The following is a 19,489-nucleotide window of genomic DNA, read 5'->3' on the forward strand; positions in this document are numbered from 1 at the left end:
CAAAAGTCTTAGGAATTTTCACGGTGCGTTTGTCTGATTTGAAAGCAAAACAAACTGCCATCATTCGAAAAGTTAATCGAACTACTGATGGTAAAGGCGCTTCCCACGATGTTGTGGCCAGTCGCTTGGAAACTTTAGGTTTTGTACCAGGGACTCAGGTACAAGTCATTACCAAAGGTATTTTTGGTGGGGATCCGATTCTTATTCAGGTAGGGTTTACGCGTTTTGCTTTACGAAAATCGGAAGCGGCCAAGATTGAAATTGAACAGGGAGCCGCGGCATGAGTGATACCTTACGTATTGCCCTTGTCGGTAACCCGAACTGCGGTAAAACTTCTTTATTCAACCATTTAACCGGATCTCGTCAAAAAGTCGGCAACTATGCCGGGGTTACGGTTGAACGTAAAGTCGGGAATTTTACGCTTCCTTCAGGCAAACCGGTACGTGTACTGGATCTGCCAGGTACTTATAGTCTGGATGCGACTAGCCCGGACGAAGAAATTACCCGTAATGTGGTTCAGGGTAAAATTGCAGAAGAAGGCCAGCAGGATACTTTCCTGTGCGTGGTAGATGCAACCAACCTAAAACTGCATCTGGGACTGGTACTGGAAATGATTCAGCTGGGTCGTCCAATGCTGGTGGTGCTGAACATGATGGATGAAGCACGCCGTCGTGGGATGCAGATTAATACCCAGAAACTGTCTGAACGTCTGGGTGTACCTGTGGTTGAAACGGTAGCCGTGCGTACTTCAGGCATTGAAAACCTGAAAAATGCACTGGATAAAAACAAGTTTTCTGCCCCGCAAACTGAACTCAGCGGTTTGAGTGGCGATCACCATCATCAGATTACCAGCATTCTGAAAGATGTGGTGAATTATGCCGATCAGGAAGATAAACGTACTGATTTTCTGGACAAGATATTCCTGCATCCGGTATTGGGCCTGCTTAGCTTAGCCATTATGATGTTTGTGGTGTTTCAGGCGGTCTTTGCTTGGGCTGCGCCCTTCATGGACGGGATCGAAACTTTCTTCGGCTGGTTGGGCGAGTACATGGGTGGACTGATCGCTCACCCTTTATTAAACAGCTTGGTGGTTGACGGGATTATTGCCGGCGCGGGTGGAGTAGTGGTCTTCCTGCCGCAGATTCTGATTCTATTCTTCTTTATTCTGGTTTTGGAAGAATCTGGTTATTTACCACGTGCCGCCTTCTTGCTGGATAAATTGATGTTTAAGGCAGGTCTTTCGGGCCGTGCTTTCATCCCTCTATTGTCCAGCTTTGCCTGTGCCGTACCGGGAATTATGGCTTCAAGAACGATTAGTGACCCACGTGACCGTCTGACCACGATTTTTGTGGCGCCACTGATGACCTGTTCGGCACGTCTGCCAGTATATGCTTTGCTGATTGCAGCCTTCATTCCTGAGCAAACCGTGTGGGGTTTCATGAACCTGCAAGGTCTGGTGTTATTTGGTCTGTATATGGCCGGTATTCTGAGTGCACTGATTGTTTCCTTTATCCTGAAATTTTTCCATAAAGACAAGTCTCAGCATATGCTGTTGATGGAGCTGCCAAGTTACCGTTTCCCGGATGTTAAAAACGTCTGGATTGGCCTACTGGATCGCGGCAAAATCTTCTTGAAGCGTGTCGGCGGCATCATCTTTGCATTATCTATTCTGCTATGGTTCCTGTGTACGTTCCCGCAGCCACCAGAAGGTGCAACTTTACCGGATATCGATTATTCCTTTGCCGGGATGCTGGGCCATGTGATGCAACCTATTTTTGCACCATTGGGCTTTAACTGGCAGATCTGTATTGCACTGATTCCGGCGATGGCAGCGCGTGAAGTTGTCGTGGCAGCACTAGGTACGGTTTATGCCTTGTCTGCAGTCGATGAAGATGCCATGTCTGAGGGTCTGGCGGCACTGATTAGTGGCGGCGGTGATTTGGGCTGGTCGATCGCGACCGGCTTGTCTCTACTGGTATGGTTTATTTATGCACCACATTGTCTGGCGACCTTAGCCACTGTGAAGCGTGAAACCGGTTCATGGAAAACGGTCAGCTTTATGACCTTCTACCTGTTTGGTTTGGCATATTTCATGTCATTCCTGACTTATCAAATTGCATCACATTATTTGGGTTAAACTGGCTGAAGGGAAACCTTGGCTCGATCTGAATGATCATGTGAATGGGAGATTGAGATGATTGAAATTCTGATTGTAGCGGTACTGGTTGTCTGGAGTGCGCTCGTGGTATTTAAAAAGGTATTTCCGAATACCTCACGCTCAGTCCTCCAGAAGCTGTCTGATGCCTGTGCAGCCAAAGGCTGGCATACGCTGGCGAAATGGTTAAAACCGGCTATGGCCAGTGGCTGTGGTGGTAACTGTGCCTGTCCGGCATCGGAACAAAGCTCAAGTACAAAACCTAAAGCTCAGGCAGTGAAATGGAAGTAAACTTTCATTCTGTTTGAGAATAAAAACTGAGCATGCAAATGAGTAGGGAGCTTAGAAATAAGCTCCCTAATTTTTTATTTTTTAAAAACTTATTAATTTATCTAGGTGAAAATAATCCACTATTTTTCTATATTATGAATGGAAGCGTTATCTGATTTTCCTTTCAAGTTATGGATAGCATAGTCTTAACTTTTATTCCCATGATGGCTCCAATAAAAATTTATTAATTATTAAACCGATTAAAGATGAAGATTTAACGATATTTTTTTACGCCCTGACACAAAAAATGCCAGAGAAAGTCAAAACAGAAAAAGCATTCAAAACAGCAAAGTGCTACCATTTCTTCAGTTTTAAAATAGACCAGAAAATGGGGCGAAAATGTTAATACAACGTGGTGGATTAAAAGTCGTTGCAGGACTCGGGATTTCAGGTGTTGCAGCGGTCAACTTCTTACATGACCAGGGCTACCGCGTTGCAGTAACGGACTCAAGAGCCACCCCTCCGGGACATGACCAGATTCCTGCGGAAGTACAGACCAGTTTTGGCAAGTTTGACCAGAATCTGTTGCTCTCTGCCGAAGAAATTATCATCAGCCCGGGACTCGATCCAAAACTGCCTGAAATCCAGGCAGCACTAGATCAAGGTATTCCTGTGGTAAGTGAAATCCAGATTTTACGTCGTGCGACTGATAAGCCGATTGTGGCGATTACCGGTTCCAATGCCAAAAGTACCGTAACTACTTTAATCGGTCTGATGGCAGCGAATGCAGGTAAAAAAGTGGCAGTTGGGGGGAATCTTGGCCGTCCAGCACTGGATCTGACCAAAGATGATCCTGAACTGTATATTTTGGAGTTGTCGAGCTTCCAGTTAGAAACGACCTCAAACTTGCAGGCTGAAGTGGCTGTTGTTCTGAATATGAGTGAAGACCATCTGGATCGTCATGGCGACATGATGGGTTATCACACTGCCAAACACCGTATTTTCCAAGGTGTGAAAAAAGTGGTGTTTAACCGTGATGATTCACTGACCCGTCCATTGGTTCCAGATGCAACACCAATGCAGAGCTTTGGTTTGAATGCACCGGACATCAACCAGTACGGTATTCTCAAAGATAAGGATGGCACGATCTGGCTGGCACGTGGCCGTGAACGTCTGCTCAAAAGTTCTGACATGTACATTCAAGGTACCCATAATGTGGCGAATGCCTTGGCTTGTCTGGCTCTAGGTGAAGCAATTGGCTTACCAATGAACGTTATGCTAGATACATTAAAAACCTTCAAAGGTTTGGAGCATCGCTGCGAATTTGTTAAAGAATTCAATGGGGTACGTTATTATAATGACTCCAAAGGAACCAATATCGGAGCAACGCTGGCAGCACTTGATGGTCTAGGCATGGCGATCGAAGCTCAAAGCGGTAAGGTTGCCATTATTCTTGGTGGTCAGGGTAAAGGTCAGGATTTTACTGCTTTACGTGACTCATTATCTAAGTATGCAAAAATCGCCGTATTGATTGGCGTGGACCGCCCAATTATTGAAGAAGCGATTGCAGGTACGACTGAATTGATTCATGCGGAAAGCCTGCAGGAAGCAGTAGAAGTTTGCCAAAAGCGCACTCAGGCACATGATGTCGTGTTATTGTCTCCTGCATGTGCAAGTTTTGACATGTTCTCCGGTTATCCGGAACGTGGTCGCAAGTTTGTGGCCTATGTGAATGAACTCAATTAAGAATAACAAGGATTCGTGATATGGCTGAGTTTGCTCAGACTGCGATCAATAAAATTAATCAATTTTATCAGCAGTGGGTACCTAAGTTACCCGCTGAAGTTAATCCGCGTAATGTGCTGATTTTTTGTGTATTGGCTTTGCTGTGCATCGGTTCGATCATGGTGGCATCGGCTTCGATGCCTTATGCGGAACGGATGCATGAGAATGCTTTCCATTATGTGACCCGACATGCGATCTCGATTCTGGTTGCGGCAGGTGCAGCCTTTTTAGCCTATAAAGTTCCATTAAAAGTCTGGTTCAATAACACTTTCTTTTTATGGATTATTACCATTGTTTTGCTGGTCGCCGTACTCTTTGTCGGGACTGAAGTAAACGGCTCCAAGCGCTGGATTCGGGTAGCCGGTTTTACCTTGCAGGCTTCCGAAGTCGCTAAGGTCATGATGGCGATTTTTACCGCTGACTATGTAGTCCGTCGTGCTGAAGAGGTTCGTAATAATATCAAAGGCTTGGTACGATTAAGTGCCATCATGGGTGCAACCGTTGGCCTGATTATTCTTGAGCCTGACTTAGGGGCAACAGTGGTAATCACCCTGACCATGCTCGGTGTATTCTTCCTGGCTGGTGCACCCTGGATTCAGTTCGGTGTCGCTTTTATTACTTTATTGGGTGCATTTGCTGCTGCGATTGCTCTGGAACCTTATCGTTTACAACGTTTATTGTCTTTCTCGAATCCTTGGGAAGATCCGCTCGGTACCGGTTATCAGCTTTCTAATGCCTTGATGGCGTTTGGTCGTGGTGAATGGACCGGAGTAGGGCTAGGCCATAGTATCCAGAAAATGTCATATCTGCCGGAAGCGCATACTGACTTTATGTTGGCGATCTTAGGGGAAGAATTTGGTTTCTTGGGTATTTCTACCATTCTGATTCTGTCCTTTACCGTGATGGTCTGCTGTATCCGGATTGGACATCGTGCCTTGCAGCATCAATACTTGCGCGCAGGTTATCTGGCTTATGGGATCAGTATCATTTTCCTGTTACAGATTCTGGTAAACGCTGGGATGAATATGGGGCTATTGCCAACCAAAGGTTTGACCCTGCCATTTATTAGTTATGGTGGTTCATCACTCATTGTCTGTGCAGTGATGATCAGTTTGATTCTGAAAATTGACTCAACGACTCAACAAGTTAATCCAAGTCGGGAAGAATCAAGCTTCTAGAATCAAGCTTCTAGATTAGACGGACGCTGTGGATCGGGCTGAGCATGGTTAAGCACTGTGCTCGGCATGACAGTTCCACAGTTCAGGCAACGCACAAAAGTACTTTTTGCCTTAGAAAGTGGAACTAGCGGAATAAAAAATAAAGAAAAATAATTACGCTGCTGTTTGAGTTCATACCCAGAACGGGTTCGGCAGACTGGACAAAGAAACTGACTTTTCTCAATGACTTTGGTTTTCGGTCCTACACCAAAAATAAAAAACATTTTTATGACCCTCACTCGCCTGTGTTATTGCTTTTAGCTTAAGTGAAAACCCGTTTTTATAAATAGTGACCTTGTAGCTCAGTTGTATGCGGGATTCGGGAAATATCCCATTGTGCGACGGCTTGTTCGAGCATACGAGCAGGGCGATCCAGTTCTACGGGCGCCTGACAGAGGGCTTGAAGTGCTTTTTGCAAGAGCTGGGGAGCTTGATCAAGATCCAGTGCCTGGGCCAGATTTTGCTTGGACAGTTTCTGGCTCTGATCATTCATTGCCAGTGGTAAATGCATATAGCTTAAACGCGGATAACCCAACAATTGACCCAGATAAATCTGACGTTCCGTGTTGTCCAAAAGGTCTGCACCACGGACTACATGGGTCATGCCTTGCAGATAGTCATCGACCACAACTGCCAACTGATAATTCATGATGCCATCACGGCGTTTTAAGACAAAATCGCCCAAGTCCTTTTTCAGTTGTGAGCAGTGTCGGCCTTGCAGACGGTCTTCAAAACAGATTTCAACATCTTCAACCTTGACCCGAATTGCCTGATGTTCAAAAGACAAACCTAAGTCACGACAGGTGTCCTGATAAATATGATTAGAACCCAGCATTTTGCGGGTACATTGGCAGGCATAGACCAGACCCTGCTGACGCAGTTGTTGGATCACATTTTCGTAAATATCCAGACGGTCTTTCTGGTAAATGATTTCTCCATCTGGCTCGAATTCAAAAGCATCCAAGGCACGCAAAATATGTTCTTCGCTGCCGGGATAAATTCGCGGGATGTCGGTATCTTCAATGCGGACTAGCCAGCGCCCCTGATGGGCTTTGGCATCACAGTAGCTAGCGACTGCGGTAATGAGTGAACCAAAATGCAAAGGGCCGGTTGGCGATGGCGCGAACCGGCCCACGTAATTCTCTTCAGCTTTCCCTTCCTTTGATAAAGGGAGGGTCAGGGAGGGATTACTTAAAGACATGCTTAACCGTTATTTTGCTTCTCTTTGATCTCTGCCAAAGTCTTGCAGTCGATACATAACGTTGCAGTTGGACGTGCTTCTAGACGGCGCAGACCAATTTCGATACCACAAGTTTCACAGAAACCGTAGTCATCGTTTTTAATCGCTTCGATAGATTGCTCGATTTTGCGGATCAATTTACGTTCACGGTCACGAGTACGAAGTTCGATGGCAAATTCTTCTTCCTGAGTCGCACGGTCGTTTACATCAGGGAGTGCAGTGTTTTCGTCTTGCATCGTATTTAAAGTACGATCAACTTCTGACATCAGTTCAGCTTTCCATGCCATCAAGATTTGGCGGAAGTGTTCAAGCTGCCCTTCAGACATGTATTCTTCATTTTTTTTAGGTTGATAAGGTTCAATACCAAATAAGCTAGCAGTAGAACCACCCTCAGTCGTTTTCGGCTTAGATTTGCGCACACGTTTTGTAGGTTTTTCCTCTACAACATCAGTTTGTTCGTCTAAGACTTGATTTTGGTTGTCATTCGCCATTTAGGGCATTCCTCATCATATGCGTATGTTAATACGCAAAAAATATGGTGATATGCAATTTTTATCCACCCTGTAGAAAGATTATCCTCCTACGGGGGTCGTCATCATATAGACTTTTTATGCTTTTTGATAGTCTTTGATGTCTGGATTATAGATATCACATTTCCTTTGGTTGCAATAAAGTAATTCAAAAAAAATAAAATGCAAAGTTAATAACCTGAAATTTCGGTATTAATATTTTGCTGGCTTAAGGTCACACGTTCGATATGTGTATCGAACTCCCCATTTTGTTTCAAATGTAATACACGATAGCCAGGTGCCGCCTGGTCTAGCGCGAATTCATCACTCTTGGGTTTGAACTGTACGCTGGTCGATGGCGTCGATAAAAACTGGATACCGTGCCATTCATTGCAGGAATCCTGATGCACATGACCAAACAGAACCAGCTTCACATTCTGGTGCCGGGCCAGTACATCTTTTAGATCTTCGGCATTCTTTAGCCGGTGCTGGTCAATCCAGTGCGACTTCATCGCAAAAGGATGATGATGGCAAGCCACAACCACATGCTGATTACGATATTCAAGCAATAATTGGTCTAGCTGTTCCAGTTGAGCCTGCTCTACCCAACCATCTATCCGATCCTGGACTGCACTATTTAGTAAAATCAGGGTCCAGTTGCCAAAATGAATCGCATGAGCCTGATCTCGATCCTGATAAAAAGGAAAGACCTTGATGTCATCATGATTGCCCGGAATCTGGTAATAGGGCACCTGGCAAGACTGGATATATTTTAAATAACGTGTGTAGGTTTCTGCGATCGGCACCTGTGCCAGATCACCGGTATGTACGAGTGCATCCATTTCTGGAAAATTGTGCTGAATATGCTGCATGACTTCATGGAAGCTCTGCTCGGGATTCATATTCGCGAATTCCAGATTGGGCTGATCCATCAAATGGGTGTCAGAAATCTGGATAATGGTCCATTCTTGTGTCGATGCAGGATTGAATTTTTCCGATGTCATGTCTGCCCCCTTAAACCTGACGGGACAGCCTGTTGATGCTGTTGTAGCCATTGTAAGGCCATAATCACAGGTGCATTTCTAAGGCGACCATTACTCAGCAAGGTCGGAATATCGGCATAATCCAGAATGTGCAGCTGGATATTTTCCCCTTCATCCGGCATACCAAAAATACCGCCTTTTTCAGGCAGTTCAGTCTGGGCGACATAAAGATGAAACAGTTCCGAGCAGGCACCGGCAGAAGGGTAGAAACTGAAAAGATGCTGTAAGGAATCAACAGTGCAGCCTGACTCTTCGAAAGCTTCGCGGCGAATACAGGTCTCAGGCGTTTCATCGCCATCCAGTACACCGGCAATGACTTCTAGTTGCCATGGCGTATCCTGATCATCCAGCCCGCCAATACGGAACTGTTCAATCAAGCCGAATTTTTGCTGTTGATCGTTATACAGCAGTACCCCAGCGGCTTCAGGACGATGGATGAGCTCACGCTGCAATGCAGGTGTATAAGATTCCTGATGGAAGACACGATGACGTAACGTGACTTTTTCCACCTGAATAAATCCCCGATATAAAAACTCACGGGCCTCTATCCTAAAATCTTTTTTATTATAAGAGGCTTGTTTAATAATATTCATAACTCAGAAAAGGATGAAATAACTTATTTTTTTCATCCTATCTGAGATTTTTATGAAAACAACTGTTTTTTTTATGGTTTTACACCTTGTGGTACAATTTTTGACCAGAGCTATGGAAATCGTTTTTCATCTGCTTAAGGCCGGCTTCAATCTCTGCCTGCGTTACAGCCGGGGTTTCATCAGCAGATAACTGGCTGGCATAATCCCGCACATTTTGCGTGATTTTCATTGAACAGAACTTTGGTCCGCACATTGAGCAGAAGTGAGCCGATTTATGCGCCGCTTTTGGCATGGTTTCATCATGCATACTGCGTGCTGTGTCCGGATCCAGGCTCAGGTTAAACTGGTCTTCCCAACGGAACTCAAAACGGGCTTTAGACAGAGCATTATCACGCGCTTGTGCTCCCGGATGACCTTTGGCCAGATCAGCAGCATGTGCAGCAATCTTGTAGGTAATGATGCCATCTTTCACATCTTTCTTGTTCGGCAAGCCTAAATGTTCTTTCGGTGTCACGTAGCAAAGCATTGCCGTACCGTACCAGCCAATCATCGCGGCACCTATCGCCGAAGTAATGTGGTCATAACCCGGTGCGATATCTGTGGTTAACGGCCCAAGGGTATAGAAAGGGGCTTCCTTACAGACTTCCAGCTGCAGATCCATATTTTCCTTAATCATATGCATCGGTACATGGCCAGGACCTTCGATCATCACCTGTACATCATGTTCCCAGGCACGATGCGTTAGTTCACCCAAAGTGCGTAGCTCGGCAAATTGCGCTTCGTCATTGGCATCCTGAATACAGCCCGGACGTAAGCCATCCCCAAGGCTGAAAGACACATCATAGGCTTTCATGATTTCACAAATTTCATCGAAATGGGTATAAAGGAAGTTTTCCTGATGATGTGCCAGACACCACTGTGCCATGATCGAACCACCACGCGATACGATGCCAGTCAAACGATTCGCGGTCAGTGGTACATAACGAAGTAACACACCGGCATGAATCGTGAAGTAATCCACGCCCTGTTCAGCCTGTTCAATCAAGGTATCTTTAAAGATTTCCCAGGTCAGGTCTTCAGCTACACCGTTGACTTTTTCTAGTGCCTGATAAATTGGTACGGTACCGATTGGCACTGGAGAGTTACGGATAATCCATTCACGGGTTTCATGAATATTCTGACCAGTCGACAGATCCATAATGGTGTCGGCACCCCAGCGGGTTGCCCAGGTCATTTTTGAAACTTCTTCTTCAATGGATGAACCCAGTGCCGAGTTACCGATGTTGGCATTAATCTTGACCAGGAAATTGCGACCAATAATCATTGGTTCCAGTTCAGGGTGATTGATATTGGCAGGAATAATGGCACGGCCTGCAGCGACTTCCTGACGGACAAATTCAGGGGTGATTTCCTGTAAATTTTTGGCACCAAAATTCTGTCCCGGATGCTGACGCATATCGGTCCCTTCCAGCTGACGCAAGTTTTCCCGAATCGCGATATATTCCATTTCCGGCGTAATAATGCCCTGTTTGGCATAGTGCATCTGGGTCACATTCTGGCCAAGTTTAGCCCGGCGTGGTTTCTGAATATGGGCAAAGCGGATATTGGCAGTACGGATATCGCGCAGACGTTGGCGACCAAACTCAGAACTTAAATCATCTAGCATTTCTGTGTCATTACGTTGTTCAATCCAGCCTTCACGCAGATTTGGTAGGCCTTTATTCAGATCAATTTCAACATTTGGATCGGTATAAACCCCTGAAGTGTCATAGACCATCAACGGTGCATTATATTCACCGCCCAGACCAGTCGGAGTTTCGCTGAGAGAAATTTCTCGCATGGGCACCTGAATATCAGGACGCGAGCCTTGCAGATAAACTTTACGGGAAGCCGGCAGAATGCGGGTCAGATCGCGCGCTTCCTGCTCGTGTGGAGTAAGGGGAGTTTCAGAAGAAAGATTCGTTAACTGGCTCATTGCAATGATCCTTATGAATGACATCAACGAATCAAGCACGACCAAAAACGTGGACAGAATTATCTGGGAGTAGATAAAACAAGGGTAGTCGTTTTTAGATGGCTTGATTCCTACGCAGGTATTAACCTGATCAGGTTCAACGGTACTCACTATCAAATGGCCGAAAAGGCTGATTTAAGTGATCTCAGCGAGTTATTACTCGCGCTCCGTCAAGCGAGGCTAAATCTTAGCTTAGTTGGTATTTAAAAAGTAGCTTTAAATTGGGAGGAGTTGCTGATTTTCGGCTATCTCATCGATTTTTAAGAAAAGATTGTTTTAAAGACAGATCGCATCCTTAAAGCAGTCTTTACCATAGTTCTGTGAGGGTGGGGTGACTTGAGCATAATATAAAATCTGTTCAGTGCTGGAACGGTCACGATATTCCGCAGCTAAGGCACGCTGACGCTGTTCAGGATTCATGTCCAGAAACTCTAAAAATAATTGCGCCTGTGTCGATAACTTGGATTTCTGACCACGCGCCAGACCAATAATAGTTTCCAGATGACTGGTTTCTACCGAATAACGGTCACGATAATCCTCAGAGATTGGCGATTGTTCGCTGCCTCTGAACAGGAAATAAGTATATTGTTTCAGCAGATATTCGGCATCGCGCTGATAGCTACTTTTCGGATAAGTTTGCAGATAATCTTCCCAGAATAGAGCGCGAGCGGCAATATTGGCAGCTTCAAGCTGTAAGCGTTTTTCGACCAAGACCGGTTCCATATTCTGCTCAGCCAGATTTTCAATAAATACCTTTTCGGCAGCTGGTAAATACGGCGCAAAGATACGTACCAGATATTCCGGACTACGACGATATTGCAACGTGCCATTGCCCTGATCTAAGAGTTCTACATAGGCCTGACCTTTATGCTTCAATAAATACTGGTCGCGTGTAGTCAACTGTTCAAAGTGGCTTTGCTGAATGGTGGGATGCTGAGCCATATCCAAGGCATATTGCTCGAAAGCACGTTGCTGGAATTCGGTACGTTCCACATGCAGGAAGCGTTGATACATTTCGGTGGAACGCTGCATCAGGTGTTTCTGCTCGGCCAGTTCCATGAGCGGCAGACACACTTTAAGATCCTGATTAATCTGTTCCAGCGCAAAAGTGGTGCGCTGTTCATTAATCTGGGACATATTTTTTTCAATATTTTCACACATGAGGGTGAAATCGTTCGCGGGAGATTGAACGGTTTTAACCTCGGCCTGTTCCATTTCAACTTGCGGTTCTGAGGATTGCTGGCATCCGCCTACGAACAGCAAGCTGCTGAAAACAAAACAAACTTTGAATATCGAATGAATTCGCGTTAACACTATGCTTCAGGACTCTATATAGATGAAATCAGAAATAACTGCCTTACTGGGAGCTATATTGTATAGATCTAATTCAAGTTCTATGTGTAGTATTGTGAATGGCTTTGTTAAGCTAGGATGCAGGAAGGGGAAAATAGGAGGAATATTGAATAAAATCGTGGATCTATAAGAGAAAATTAATAAAAGTCATACGTAAAAAATCAAAAGAAATCTTTAGTATTGCTGGGTTTAAAGCGCCTTAATCTGATGATTGAAATGGCTGTAGGGGTGAAAACTATAAAATGAAATTAAAACTCATCGTCAGTGTCTGTTTATTGGGTGTCAGTCCGACACTGTTTGCGCTGGATCTGCTTGAAGCTTATCAGCGTGCCCAGCAAAATGATCCGAACTGGCAGGCGAATCTGTTGCAATACCAGTCGGACCAGCTCAATCTGGGCATTGCCAGCGGAAATTTATTGCCGACTGTGACTTTATCTGGAAATGTAACCCGTAAAAACCAGTCTGCTGATAATTCATCGATAGAAGGTTTGCCTGCCGAATTTGGGGAACTACAAGGTTCGAGTACGACCACGCGTCAGATTGCAGTCACTGCACGTCAGCCTTTATTCCGCTGGGATGCCTGGCAGGGTTATAAGCAGGTCAAAACCTCGGTAGAACTCAGCGAAGTTAATCTGCGTCTGCAAAAGCAGCAGCATATTTTACAAGTGGCAGAAGCCTATTTTAATGTTCTACGTCAGCAGTCTTTAACCACAGCTTATTTACAGGAAGAGCAGGCTTTATCAGAACAGTTAAGGATGATGAATGCCAAACTTCGAGAAGGGCTCGTAGCGAGAAGTGATGTCAGTGAAGCCAATGCCCAATATCAGAGTGCTCAGGCCAACCGAATTTCTACACAGGTGCAGTTGGTTCTAGCTCAGGAACAGTTGGCTCAGTTGATTGGACCTTATCAGGAAAATCTGGCGGTTCTGCGTGAGGATTTCCAGTTTCAGAAACCTGTTCCGAGTAATATCGGTTCCTGGACCGAACTGGCACAAAACCAGAATCTGGAAATTCTACAGGCCCGTTTGCAGAAACGCTATTCGGAAGATGCCAAGCGGGTAGAGCAGGCGGCTCTCTATCCTCAGGTTGAAGCCGTCGGAACCTATGGCTATTTAAAGCAGACTCCTGAAACAGTGTTATCAACCAATGGTGATTTTGACCAGATTGGCGTCGAGGTCAACTGGAACCTGTTTACCGGGGGCCGAACCCAAAAAAGTATTCGTCAGGCCGGCGTAAATGTGCAGCGAAGTGAAGCCCAACTGGATGCCGCAATCCGCAAAGCCAACACCGATGTCAAACAGTCTTATCTGCAGGTAGAAACGGATGAGGCCAAACTCAATGCACGTAAAGCAGCGATGCAATCTTCAGATATTGTGTCTCAAGCTTCCAGAGCTCAATATCAGGAAGGTTTAAAAACCATGGTGGATGTATTGCTGGCGCAGCGTAATGCCTTCTCTGCTAAGACTGACTATCTGAATGCTAAATATGATTATTTGCTGCATGTACTGCAATTACAGGCTTCAGTAGGACAATTGACAGAAAAGGAACTGGCAGAGATGAATGCCTGGCTCATTGAATATGACCGTTCTTAAAGACGACTAATGAGTTGTCATCAAACTTTCATGATGGTCATGCTTTAATGACATTTCATGATGTGTTCTTGCCTTTTCCTGTTCTGGAGTAGATTTCCTTGAGTCCCAATAATCCTGTGCTCAGTCATCATATTTCTTCGCAATTCAATGAAGAATTGCAGGATGTAAATACCAAGTTCATGACCATGGGTGGCATGGTAGAACAGCAGGTAGCCAATGCCATTCATGCGCTGCTGGATACAGATGCTGCCATGGCGGTTGAGGTGCAGTTTCAGGACAATACTGTGAACCGCCTGGAAAGTGAAATTGATGAGGCACTGACCCTGATTTTGGCTCGCCGTCATCCCGCTGCCATTGACCTGCGTATGGTGCTTGCCATGTCCAAGGCCAATACCGATCTGGAGCGGATTGGAGATGAAGCATCGAAAATTGCCCGAATTGCCCAGACTTTGTGTGAAGAGGGTGGTTCACCACGCGGTTATATGGAAACCCGACATATTGGTAACCAGGTTCGGGTGATGATTCATGATGCATTGGATGCCTTTGCCCGTCTGGATGTAGACCAAGCGCTACGCGTGATGCAGGCCGATGCCGACATTGACCGGGAATATCAGTCCGCTACCCGTACTTTAATGACCTATATGATTGAAGATCCACGGCATATTAGTCGGGTGATTAATGTACTTTGGGTACTACGTTCGCTGGAACGCATTGGAGATCATGCACGTAATATTTCGGAACAGGTCATTTATATGGTCAAGGGCCTGGATGTACGGCATAGCAGTGTCGAAGAAATTGAGCAAAAATTTCAACGTTAATTAAAACTAAATAATAGTAAAAAGCCTGCATTGTGTAGGCTTTTTTTATTTCAAAAATATGTTCTTGATATTGTGAAAGCTAGACAGGATAGGCGTTCCCTAATATTACTATGAGAAAAATCACATAAATAACAATTACTAATAAGCTTTATAAATTTAATTAAAAGAAATGTGAACTATTTATCAAAAAACATACAAAAGTTGTATATAATTTAGCAAAATGCGGGTTGATTTATGAAAATGGAATTATTTTCAGAAAGTGAAAAGATTTTTTCATGTGCTCATCAAATCTATAGATAAGAAAGAAAAACGAAGCTCTTTTGTTATCAGTCACATACTTCTGGTCTAAACCTAACCCTGCATTAATTTACTCAGTGAAATTATATATTTAAGAGAAAATTCATGATCATTGATGAAAGTCAAAGAGAAGCTTCCCGAATTACGATTATCGTTATATCAAAGGTGAATGGATTATGCGTTTTTAATACTGGACGATAAATCTTGATTTTAAGCGGTCATTAAAGACCGCTTTTATTTTTTAGGGATAGTTGAATGAAGAGCTAACTATGCGTTTCTTCCTCTGCATCATCTTCAAAAGTCTTGGCAATTTTTTCAATATTCAGGCTCTTGGCCATTGCATCGAAAATTTCCTTATACACGCCGTCCTGATGATAAAGCGCGTCATGTTCACCGTGTTCGGCAATACAACCTTCTTTCATCACATAGGTATAGTCTGCATCAATAATCTGAGACAGGCTATGCGAAATAATAATCACGGTACGGCCTTGCTTGATCTGATCCAGACTCTGTTTAATTTGTTCTGTTGCAATGGCATCCAGGCTTGCCGTTGGTTCATCCAGAAAAATAATCGGCGGGTTTTTCAGGAACATCCGTGCGATGGCAATCCGCTGTTGCTGACCGCCGGACAGTTGCAGGGCATCGGAATCATAACCATCCGGTAGCTGTAAAATCTGTTCATGAATTGAGGCTTTTTGAGCAGCTGCAATCACCTCATCCATACTGGCATTGGTTTTGCCATAACGGATATTGTCAAAAATCGTGCCTTGGAAAATATGGTTTTTCTGTAGTACCAATCCGATATGATCACGCAGATATTGAGTGTCATAATCTTTTAAGTCGATCCCATCCAGTTTGATCTGGCCTTCCTGTGGTTCATAAAATTTATCGAGCAGACTGATCAGGGTTGATTTACCCGCACCAGACAACCCTACTAGTGCAGTAATCGTATTGGGACGAATCTCCATATTGATATCCTTTAAGGCATGATGCCCATTCGGATAATAAAAATTCACGCCACTTAGCTCAAATCGGCCTTTAACTGGCGGTTTTTGCTGTCCGCTTTGCTCAATTTCAGCATCAGCTTCCAGAATATTGAAGAAGCTTTCTGAATAGATCATGGCATCATTCACTTCATCATAAATCCGGTGCAGCGAGCGAATCGGAGCAGAAACGTTATTAAAGAGCAGCACATGGTACATGATCATGCCGATACTCATCTGTCCATCCAGTACAAAATAGGAGGTCAGGATGATAATCAGGACTATGCCGATCTGTTCAATAAAGGTTTTCAGACCATCAAACAGAAAACTGGTCTGCCGGGTTTTCATCTGGTTATCGGTCAGTTCACGCTGTAAGCTCAGCTGCTTGTCTGATTCAATTGATTCCCGGTTAAAGGATTTGATGACTGTAATTGAATTGATGATACTGAGAATCCCTTGGCTCTTTTTTTCCCGGCCATCTCTCAGACTACGGCGCCATCCACCAAGTTTTTGTGCCTGTTTATAGGTGAGCCAGAAGTAGATAGGTACAATCGCTGTGGCGACCAGCCCGACATAAAAATTGGCATAGTACATCAATCCGAGCGCGACAATTGCACTGGTAAATAGAGGAAAAATATCAATGAAAAAGATCTGAACCAGTCGGGTGAGGGAGCCAATTCCGCGATCAATACGGGTCTGTAATTTTCCAGCCTGATTATTATCCTGATTAAAAAATGCTAGCCGGTATTTTAAAAACTTTTCAATAATGCCTTGAGCCAGATCTTGGGAAATAAAAATCCGCAGCTTTTCTCCATAAAACTTCTGCCCAAACTGGACCAGTGCATTCACCACTTCTTTACCGAGTAAAATGGCAGAGATAGTAATCAGGATATGCCAGCCTTCATCCAGTCCCTGTCCTTGTTCCAGCAGTGCATTGATGCTATCGACTGCATATTGCAGGGTCAGTGCATTGACCTGAGCAGTAAAGGAACCGATCAGGGTTAAAATGAGGGTCGCAATCACCAGGAGCCGATAAGGGCTGACAAAGGGACGAAGTTTTAAAAACAGCTGCCATAAATTCATAAGCAATTATTTTTATTGTCAAAGTTGGATTTAGTCTAGGCAGGAATAGAGGTACTCACAAGAGTAAATGTTGTATTTATTTGTGAAATTAGATTGTAATTTTTCTGGATAAGTCTCAATCTTTTCAGCAAGATACTGAAATTTTTAGACTGATTTTAAAATGACTTTGGACCTGTTTGCGCCAGAATCTCAAATGAATTTATTACCCTTTGATGGGGTGGTAGAGGATTATGGCCAGATTTTAAATGAGCAGCAGAGCCAGCAATATTTACAGCATTTTCTAGCTCATCTGGCCTGGCAAGCGGATGAAGTCACTTTATTTGGCAAGCATTATATTACTGGGCGAAAAGTTGTCTGGTATGGCGATGAACACTATCAATATCATTATTCCGGAAGTTTCAAACAAGCTCATATCTGGACACCGGGGCTATTTCGGTTAAAGCAGCATATTGAAAAATTGGTGGGTCATTCCTTTAATTCCTGTCTGGCTAATTTATATGAAGATGGGTCGCAAGGTCTGGGCTGGCATAGTGATGATGAGGCAGCTTTATATCAGGGAACGTCACAGGAAAATGTGATTGCATCCCTCAGTCTGGGTGCAACCCGCAAGATGAGCTTTAAACATAAAACAGAGAATGAAACAGTGGATCTGCTTTTACAAAGTGGTCAGTTGATTGTGATGCGTGGACAGACCCAATACTACTGGAAACATTGTATCCGGAAAACGACTCGGGTTTTGGAACCTAGAATTAACCTGACTTTTCGTTATTTTTTTCCTTAATTAAATTATCTTTGATAAAACAAAAAATACTAGTTCATTCGTATTTAAAGTTTCTTCTCTCTTGGGGAGAAAGTGAGGATGAGGGAGTTCCTTTGCTCATTGTTGAATGATTAAAAAATGATTGATGAAGGCACTCTATTTTTTTAGATTGAAAGTATCCCAATGAACTAAAAAAGAGATTCTTTAATTCAAAAAAATAGCATCTCGAAAGATGCTATTGCTTCTATTTAAAAGAAATTTAGGGTTGCAGTCCAGCCGGATGCCGATACCAGCTTTCAATCAAGAGGGCAGCAGCAATACTGTCCGCAGATAATTTTTTGCCGCGACCTTGAGCTTGATAATGATCCAGTTCATCCCGTGCTTCACGAGTGGTCAGGCGTTCATCCACCATCAAGGTTTCAATATTGGTCTGATGACGTAAACGGCGGGCAAATTTTCGTGCCCGTGTCGACAGTTCAGATTCACTATCATCCATATTCAGTGGCAGTCCCACTAAAAATAAACCTGGCTGATGGCTTTTTACAATTTTCAGTAATTCATCCCAGTTCGGGATTCCATCTTTCATGGGAAATAAAGCGAGAGGATTGGCACTTTCAATCAGGGATTGACCGACTGCCATTCCCATTTTCTGTGTACCAAAATCAAACGCCATAATAATGTTTGGCGCGTTTACATCAGGCATGTCCAATCTCGGAAGATAACCAGGTTCGGTCTACGCCCATTTTTTTATAGGCGGCATCCCAGCGGTCGTTATAAGGTAAGTTAAAAATCAGATCCATATCGGATTCACAGATCAGCCAGTCACCCCGGGCAATCTCTTCTTCAAGCTGATGTTTGCCCCAGCTCGCATAACCCAAGGCGATCTGATAGCGGCCTACGCCTTCATTATGCGCAATCGCATCCAGAATATCTTTAGATGTGGTAATACAAACATTTTCACCCACAGCAATAGAAGAATGCCAGGTCGGCTGACCGGTATGCAGGACAAAACCGGCCTCAGGTCGCAAAGGTCCACCTTGCAACACTTCATGGGGATTGACATTATCCGCCTCAATATCCAGATCATTCAGCAATTCTTTAATTTGAATACCAGCAGGGCGGTTAATAATGATCCCTTGAGCACCATCTTCATCATGACGGGCCAAATAAATGACCGTATGCGCAAAAAAATCGTCACTTGCATGGGGTGGCGCAATCAGACAACGATGAGTCAGATATTGTTTAGTCACCTGAGCGGCTCTCCAAAAGTCTATATCGTTTGTGATCGTGGTAGATGATTTATCAGGGCAAAAGACTGGATTTTCAATTTGCAAATTGTCTATTCCTTTATTTACTTATCCCACAAAAATGTATCACTGACAACTTAGCTTTGTAGATACTGGGTATAAAAAAACTACAAATAGGTATTTTTTTTATTTTTTCAATAAATCAATAAAATTAGTTTTATTTTATTGAATGGTAAATTCTCGGGCTTATTTATTATCGACTAAGAATATAAAATAAATTTAAGAAGGAATAAGTTTATATATTAGACCTCTTTCATAAATCATTTTTTGCTCAGTTCCAAGTTGTAGATTCCAGCGATTAAATTGAATCTCAAACCAAGCCTTTTACCTCTATTTCGATAACGCTCAGCAAGGATTTTGAAGGTTTTCAAACTGCCAAATACATGCTCAATTCCAATTCTTCTTTTATTGATTTCTTGATTATAGATTTTCAATTCAGGATCCAATTTACAGTGTCTTTTGGTTTTTAA

The 19,489-nt window shown here is 43.8% G+C and carries 19 protein-coding genes and 1 riboswitch; of the genes, 8 read left to right on the forward strand and 11 right to left on the reverse strand.

The window, feature by feature from the left end; translation table 11 throughout:
- The first annotated feature begins 23 nt into the window (after positions 1–23).
- The 5 genes from FTV34_RS10765 to ftsW all read left to right on the forward strand — a co-directional run bounded on the left by FTV34_RS10765 (position 24) and on the right by ftsW (position 5,388).
- Positions 24–284, forward strand: a complete 261-nt coding sequence (locus FTV34_RS10765) for a FeoA family protein (RefSeq protein WP_004787267.1) — start codon at positions 24–26, stop codon at positions 282–284.
- On the forward strand, positions 281–2,137 hold the full coding sequence (locus tag FTV34_RS10770; RefSeq protein ID WP_180003813.1) for a ferrous iron transporter B: 1,857 nt from the start codon (positions 281–283) through the stop codon (positions 2,135–2,137). Before FTV34_RS10765 ends, FTV34_RS10770 begins: the two co-directional genes overlap by 4 nt.
- Before the next feature lie 57 nt (positions 2,138–2,194).
- Positions 2,195–2,446: a DUF6587 family protein gene (locus FTV34_RS10775; RefSeq protein WP_180070117.1), complete on the forward strand. Its 252-nt coding sequence runs from the start codon at positions 2,195–2,197 to the stop codon at positions 2,444–2,446.
- Positions 2,447–2,824: 378 nt separating this feature from the next.
- The gene (gene murD, locus FTV34_RS10780) at positions 2,825–4,171 is read left to right on the forward strand and encodes a UDP-N-acetylmuramoyl-L-alanine--D-glutamate ligase (RefSeq protein ID WP_180070119.1); all 1,347 of its coding nucleotides are present in this window, start codon (positions 2,825–2,827) and stop codon (positions 4,169–4,171) included.
- Positions 4,172–4,191: 20 nt separating this feature from the next.
- The gene (gene ftsW, locus FTV34_RS10785; RefSeq protein WP_004787257.1) at positions 4,192–5,388 is read left to right on the forward strand and encodes a putative lipid II flippase FtsW; all 1,197 of its coding nucleotides are present in this window, start codon (positions 4,192–4,194) and stop codon (positions 5,386–5,388) included.
- A gap of 2 nt (positions 5,389–5,390) precedes the next feature.
- Here the strand turns inward: ftsW and FTV34_RS10790 are convergent, their stop codons facing one another.
- From FTV34_RS10790 to FTV34_RS10820, 7 genes are all read right to left on the reverse strand, one after another.
- The gene (locus tag FTV34_RS10790; RefSeq protein ID WP_034705366.1) at positions 5,391–5,651 is read right to left on the reverse strand and encodes a zinc ribbon domain-containing protein; all 261 of its coding nucleotides are present in this window, start codon (positions 5,649–5,651) and stop codon (positions 5,391–5,393) included.
- Positions 5,652–5,707: 56 nt separating this feature from the next.
- Positions 5,708–6,628 (reverse strand): tRNA glutamyl-Q(34) synthetase GluQRS, encoded by a 921-nt coding sequence (gene gluQRS / locus FTV34_RS10795; protein WP_180070121.1) that lies wholly within the window; start codon positions 6,626–6,628, stop codon positions 5,708–5,710.
- Between the two features lie 2 nt (positions 6,629–6,630).
- Entirely contained in the window at positions 6,631–7,158 is a 528-nt protein-coding gene (dksA, locus tag FTV34_RS10800) for an RNA polymerase-binding protein DksA (protein WP_004787252.1), read from the reverse strand.
- A gap of 209 nt (positions 7,159–7,367) precedes the next feature.
- The gene (gene cpdA / locus FTV34_RS10805) at positions 7,368–8,180 is read right to left on the reverse strand and encodes a 3',5'-cyclic-AMP phosphodiesterase (protein ID WP_159124361.1); all 813 of its coding nucleotides are present in this window, start codon (positions 8,178–8,180) and stop codon (positions 7,368–7,370) included.
- Entirely contained in the window at positions 8,177–8,812 is a 636-nt protein-coding gene (locus FTV34_RS10810; protein WP_034169767.1) for an NUDIX domain-containing protein, read from the reverse strand. The genes cpdA and FTV34_RS10810 overlap by 4 nt, the downstream gene beginning before the upstream one ends.
- A gap of 79 nt (positions 8,813–8,891) precedes the next feature.
- Positions 8,892–10,787, reverse strand: a complete 1,896-nt coding sequence (gene thiC / locus FTV34_RS10815; protein WP_159124360.1) for a phosphomethylpyrimidine synthase ThiC — start codon at positions 10,785–10,787, stop codon at positions 8,892–8,894.
- A 90-nt stretch (positions 10,788–10,877) separates the two neighbouring features.
- A riboswitch (TPP riboswitch) is annotated at positions 10,878–11,006 on the reverse strand.
- A gap of 96 nt (positions 11,007–11,102) precedes the next feature.
- Complete coding sequence (locus FTV34_RS10820) at positions 11,103–12,140, reverse strand: hypothetical protein (protein WP_179992200.1); 1,038 nt, start codon at positions 12,138–12,140, stop codon at positions 11,103–11,105.
- Between the two features lie 281 nt (positions 12,141–12,421).
- Here FTV34_RS10820 and FTV34_RS10825 point away from each other — a divergent pair, with 281 nt between their 5' ends.
- Together FTV34_RS10825 and phoU are read left to right on the forward strand one after the other, a co-directional pair.
- Complete coding sequence (locus FTV34_RS10825; RefSeq protein ID WP_104426965.1) at positions 12,422–13,771, forward strand: TolC family outer membrane protein; 1,350 nt, start codon at positions 12,422–12,424, stop codon at positions 13,769–13,771.
- Positions 13,772–13,869: 98 nt separating this feature from the next.
- Positions 13,870–14,589 (forward strand): phosphate signaling complex protein PhoU, encoded by a 720-nt coding sequence (phoU, locus tag FTV34_RS10830; RefSeq protein ID WP_180070123.1) that lies wholly within the window; start codon positions 13,870–13,872, stop codon positions 14,587–14,589.
- Positions 14,590–15,149: 560 nt separating this feature from the next.
- Here phoU and FTV34_RS10835 read toward each other — a convergent pair.
- Positions 15,150–16,952, reverse strand: a complete 1,803-nt coding sequence (locus FTV34_RS10835) for an ABC transporter ATP-binding protein (protein ID WP_180015031.1) — start codon at positions 16,950–16,952, stop codon at positions 15,150–15,152.
- Positions 16,953–17,112: 160 nt separating this feature from the next.
- On the opposite strand from FTV34_RS10835, the gene FTV34_RS10840 reads away from it, so the two are divergent.
- Positions 17,113–17,733, forward strand: a complete 621-nt coding sequence (locus FTV34_RS10840; RefSeq protein ID WP_180070125.1) for an alpha-ketoglutarate-dependent dioxygenase AlkB — start codon at positions 17,113–17,115, stop codon at positions 17,731–17,733.
- A 238-nt stretch (positions 17,734–17,971) separates the two neighbouring features.
- On the opposite strand, the gene ruvX is transcribed toward FTV34_RS10840, so the two are convergent.
- The 3 genes from ruvX to FTV34_RS10855 form a co-directional block, all read right to left on the reverse strand.
- Positions 17,972–18,415, reverse strand: a complete 444-nt coding sequence (gene ruvX, locus FTV34_RS10845) for a Holliday junction resolvase RuvX (RefSeq protein ID WP_180070126.1) — start codon at positions 18,413–18,415, stop codon at positions 17,972–17,974.
- A complete protein-coding gene (locus tag FTV34_RS10850) occupies positions 18,408–18,962 on the reverse strand; it encodes a YqgE/AlgH family protein (protein WP_004787233.1) in 555 nt (184 codons plus the stop codon). Before FTV34_RS10850 ends, ruvX begins: the two co-directional genes overlap by 8 nt.
- Positions 18,963–19,279: 317 nt before the next feature.
- The coding region (locus FTV34_RS10855) for a transposase (RefSeq protein ID WP_180070128.1) at positions 19,280–19,489 on the reverse strand (210 nt) is incomplete at its 5' end.

The organism is Acinetobacter sp. YH16038 (assembly GCF_013417275.1).
GTDB lineage: Bacteria > Pseudomonadota > Gammaproteobacteria > Pseudomonadales > Moraxellaceae > Acinetobacter.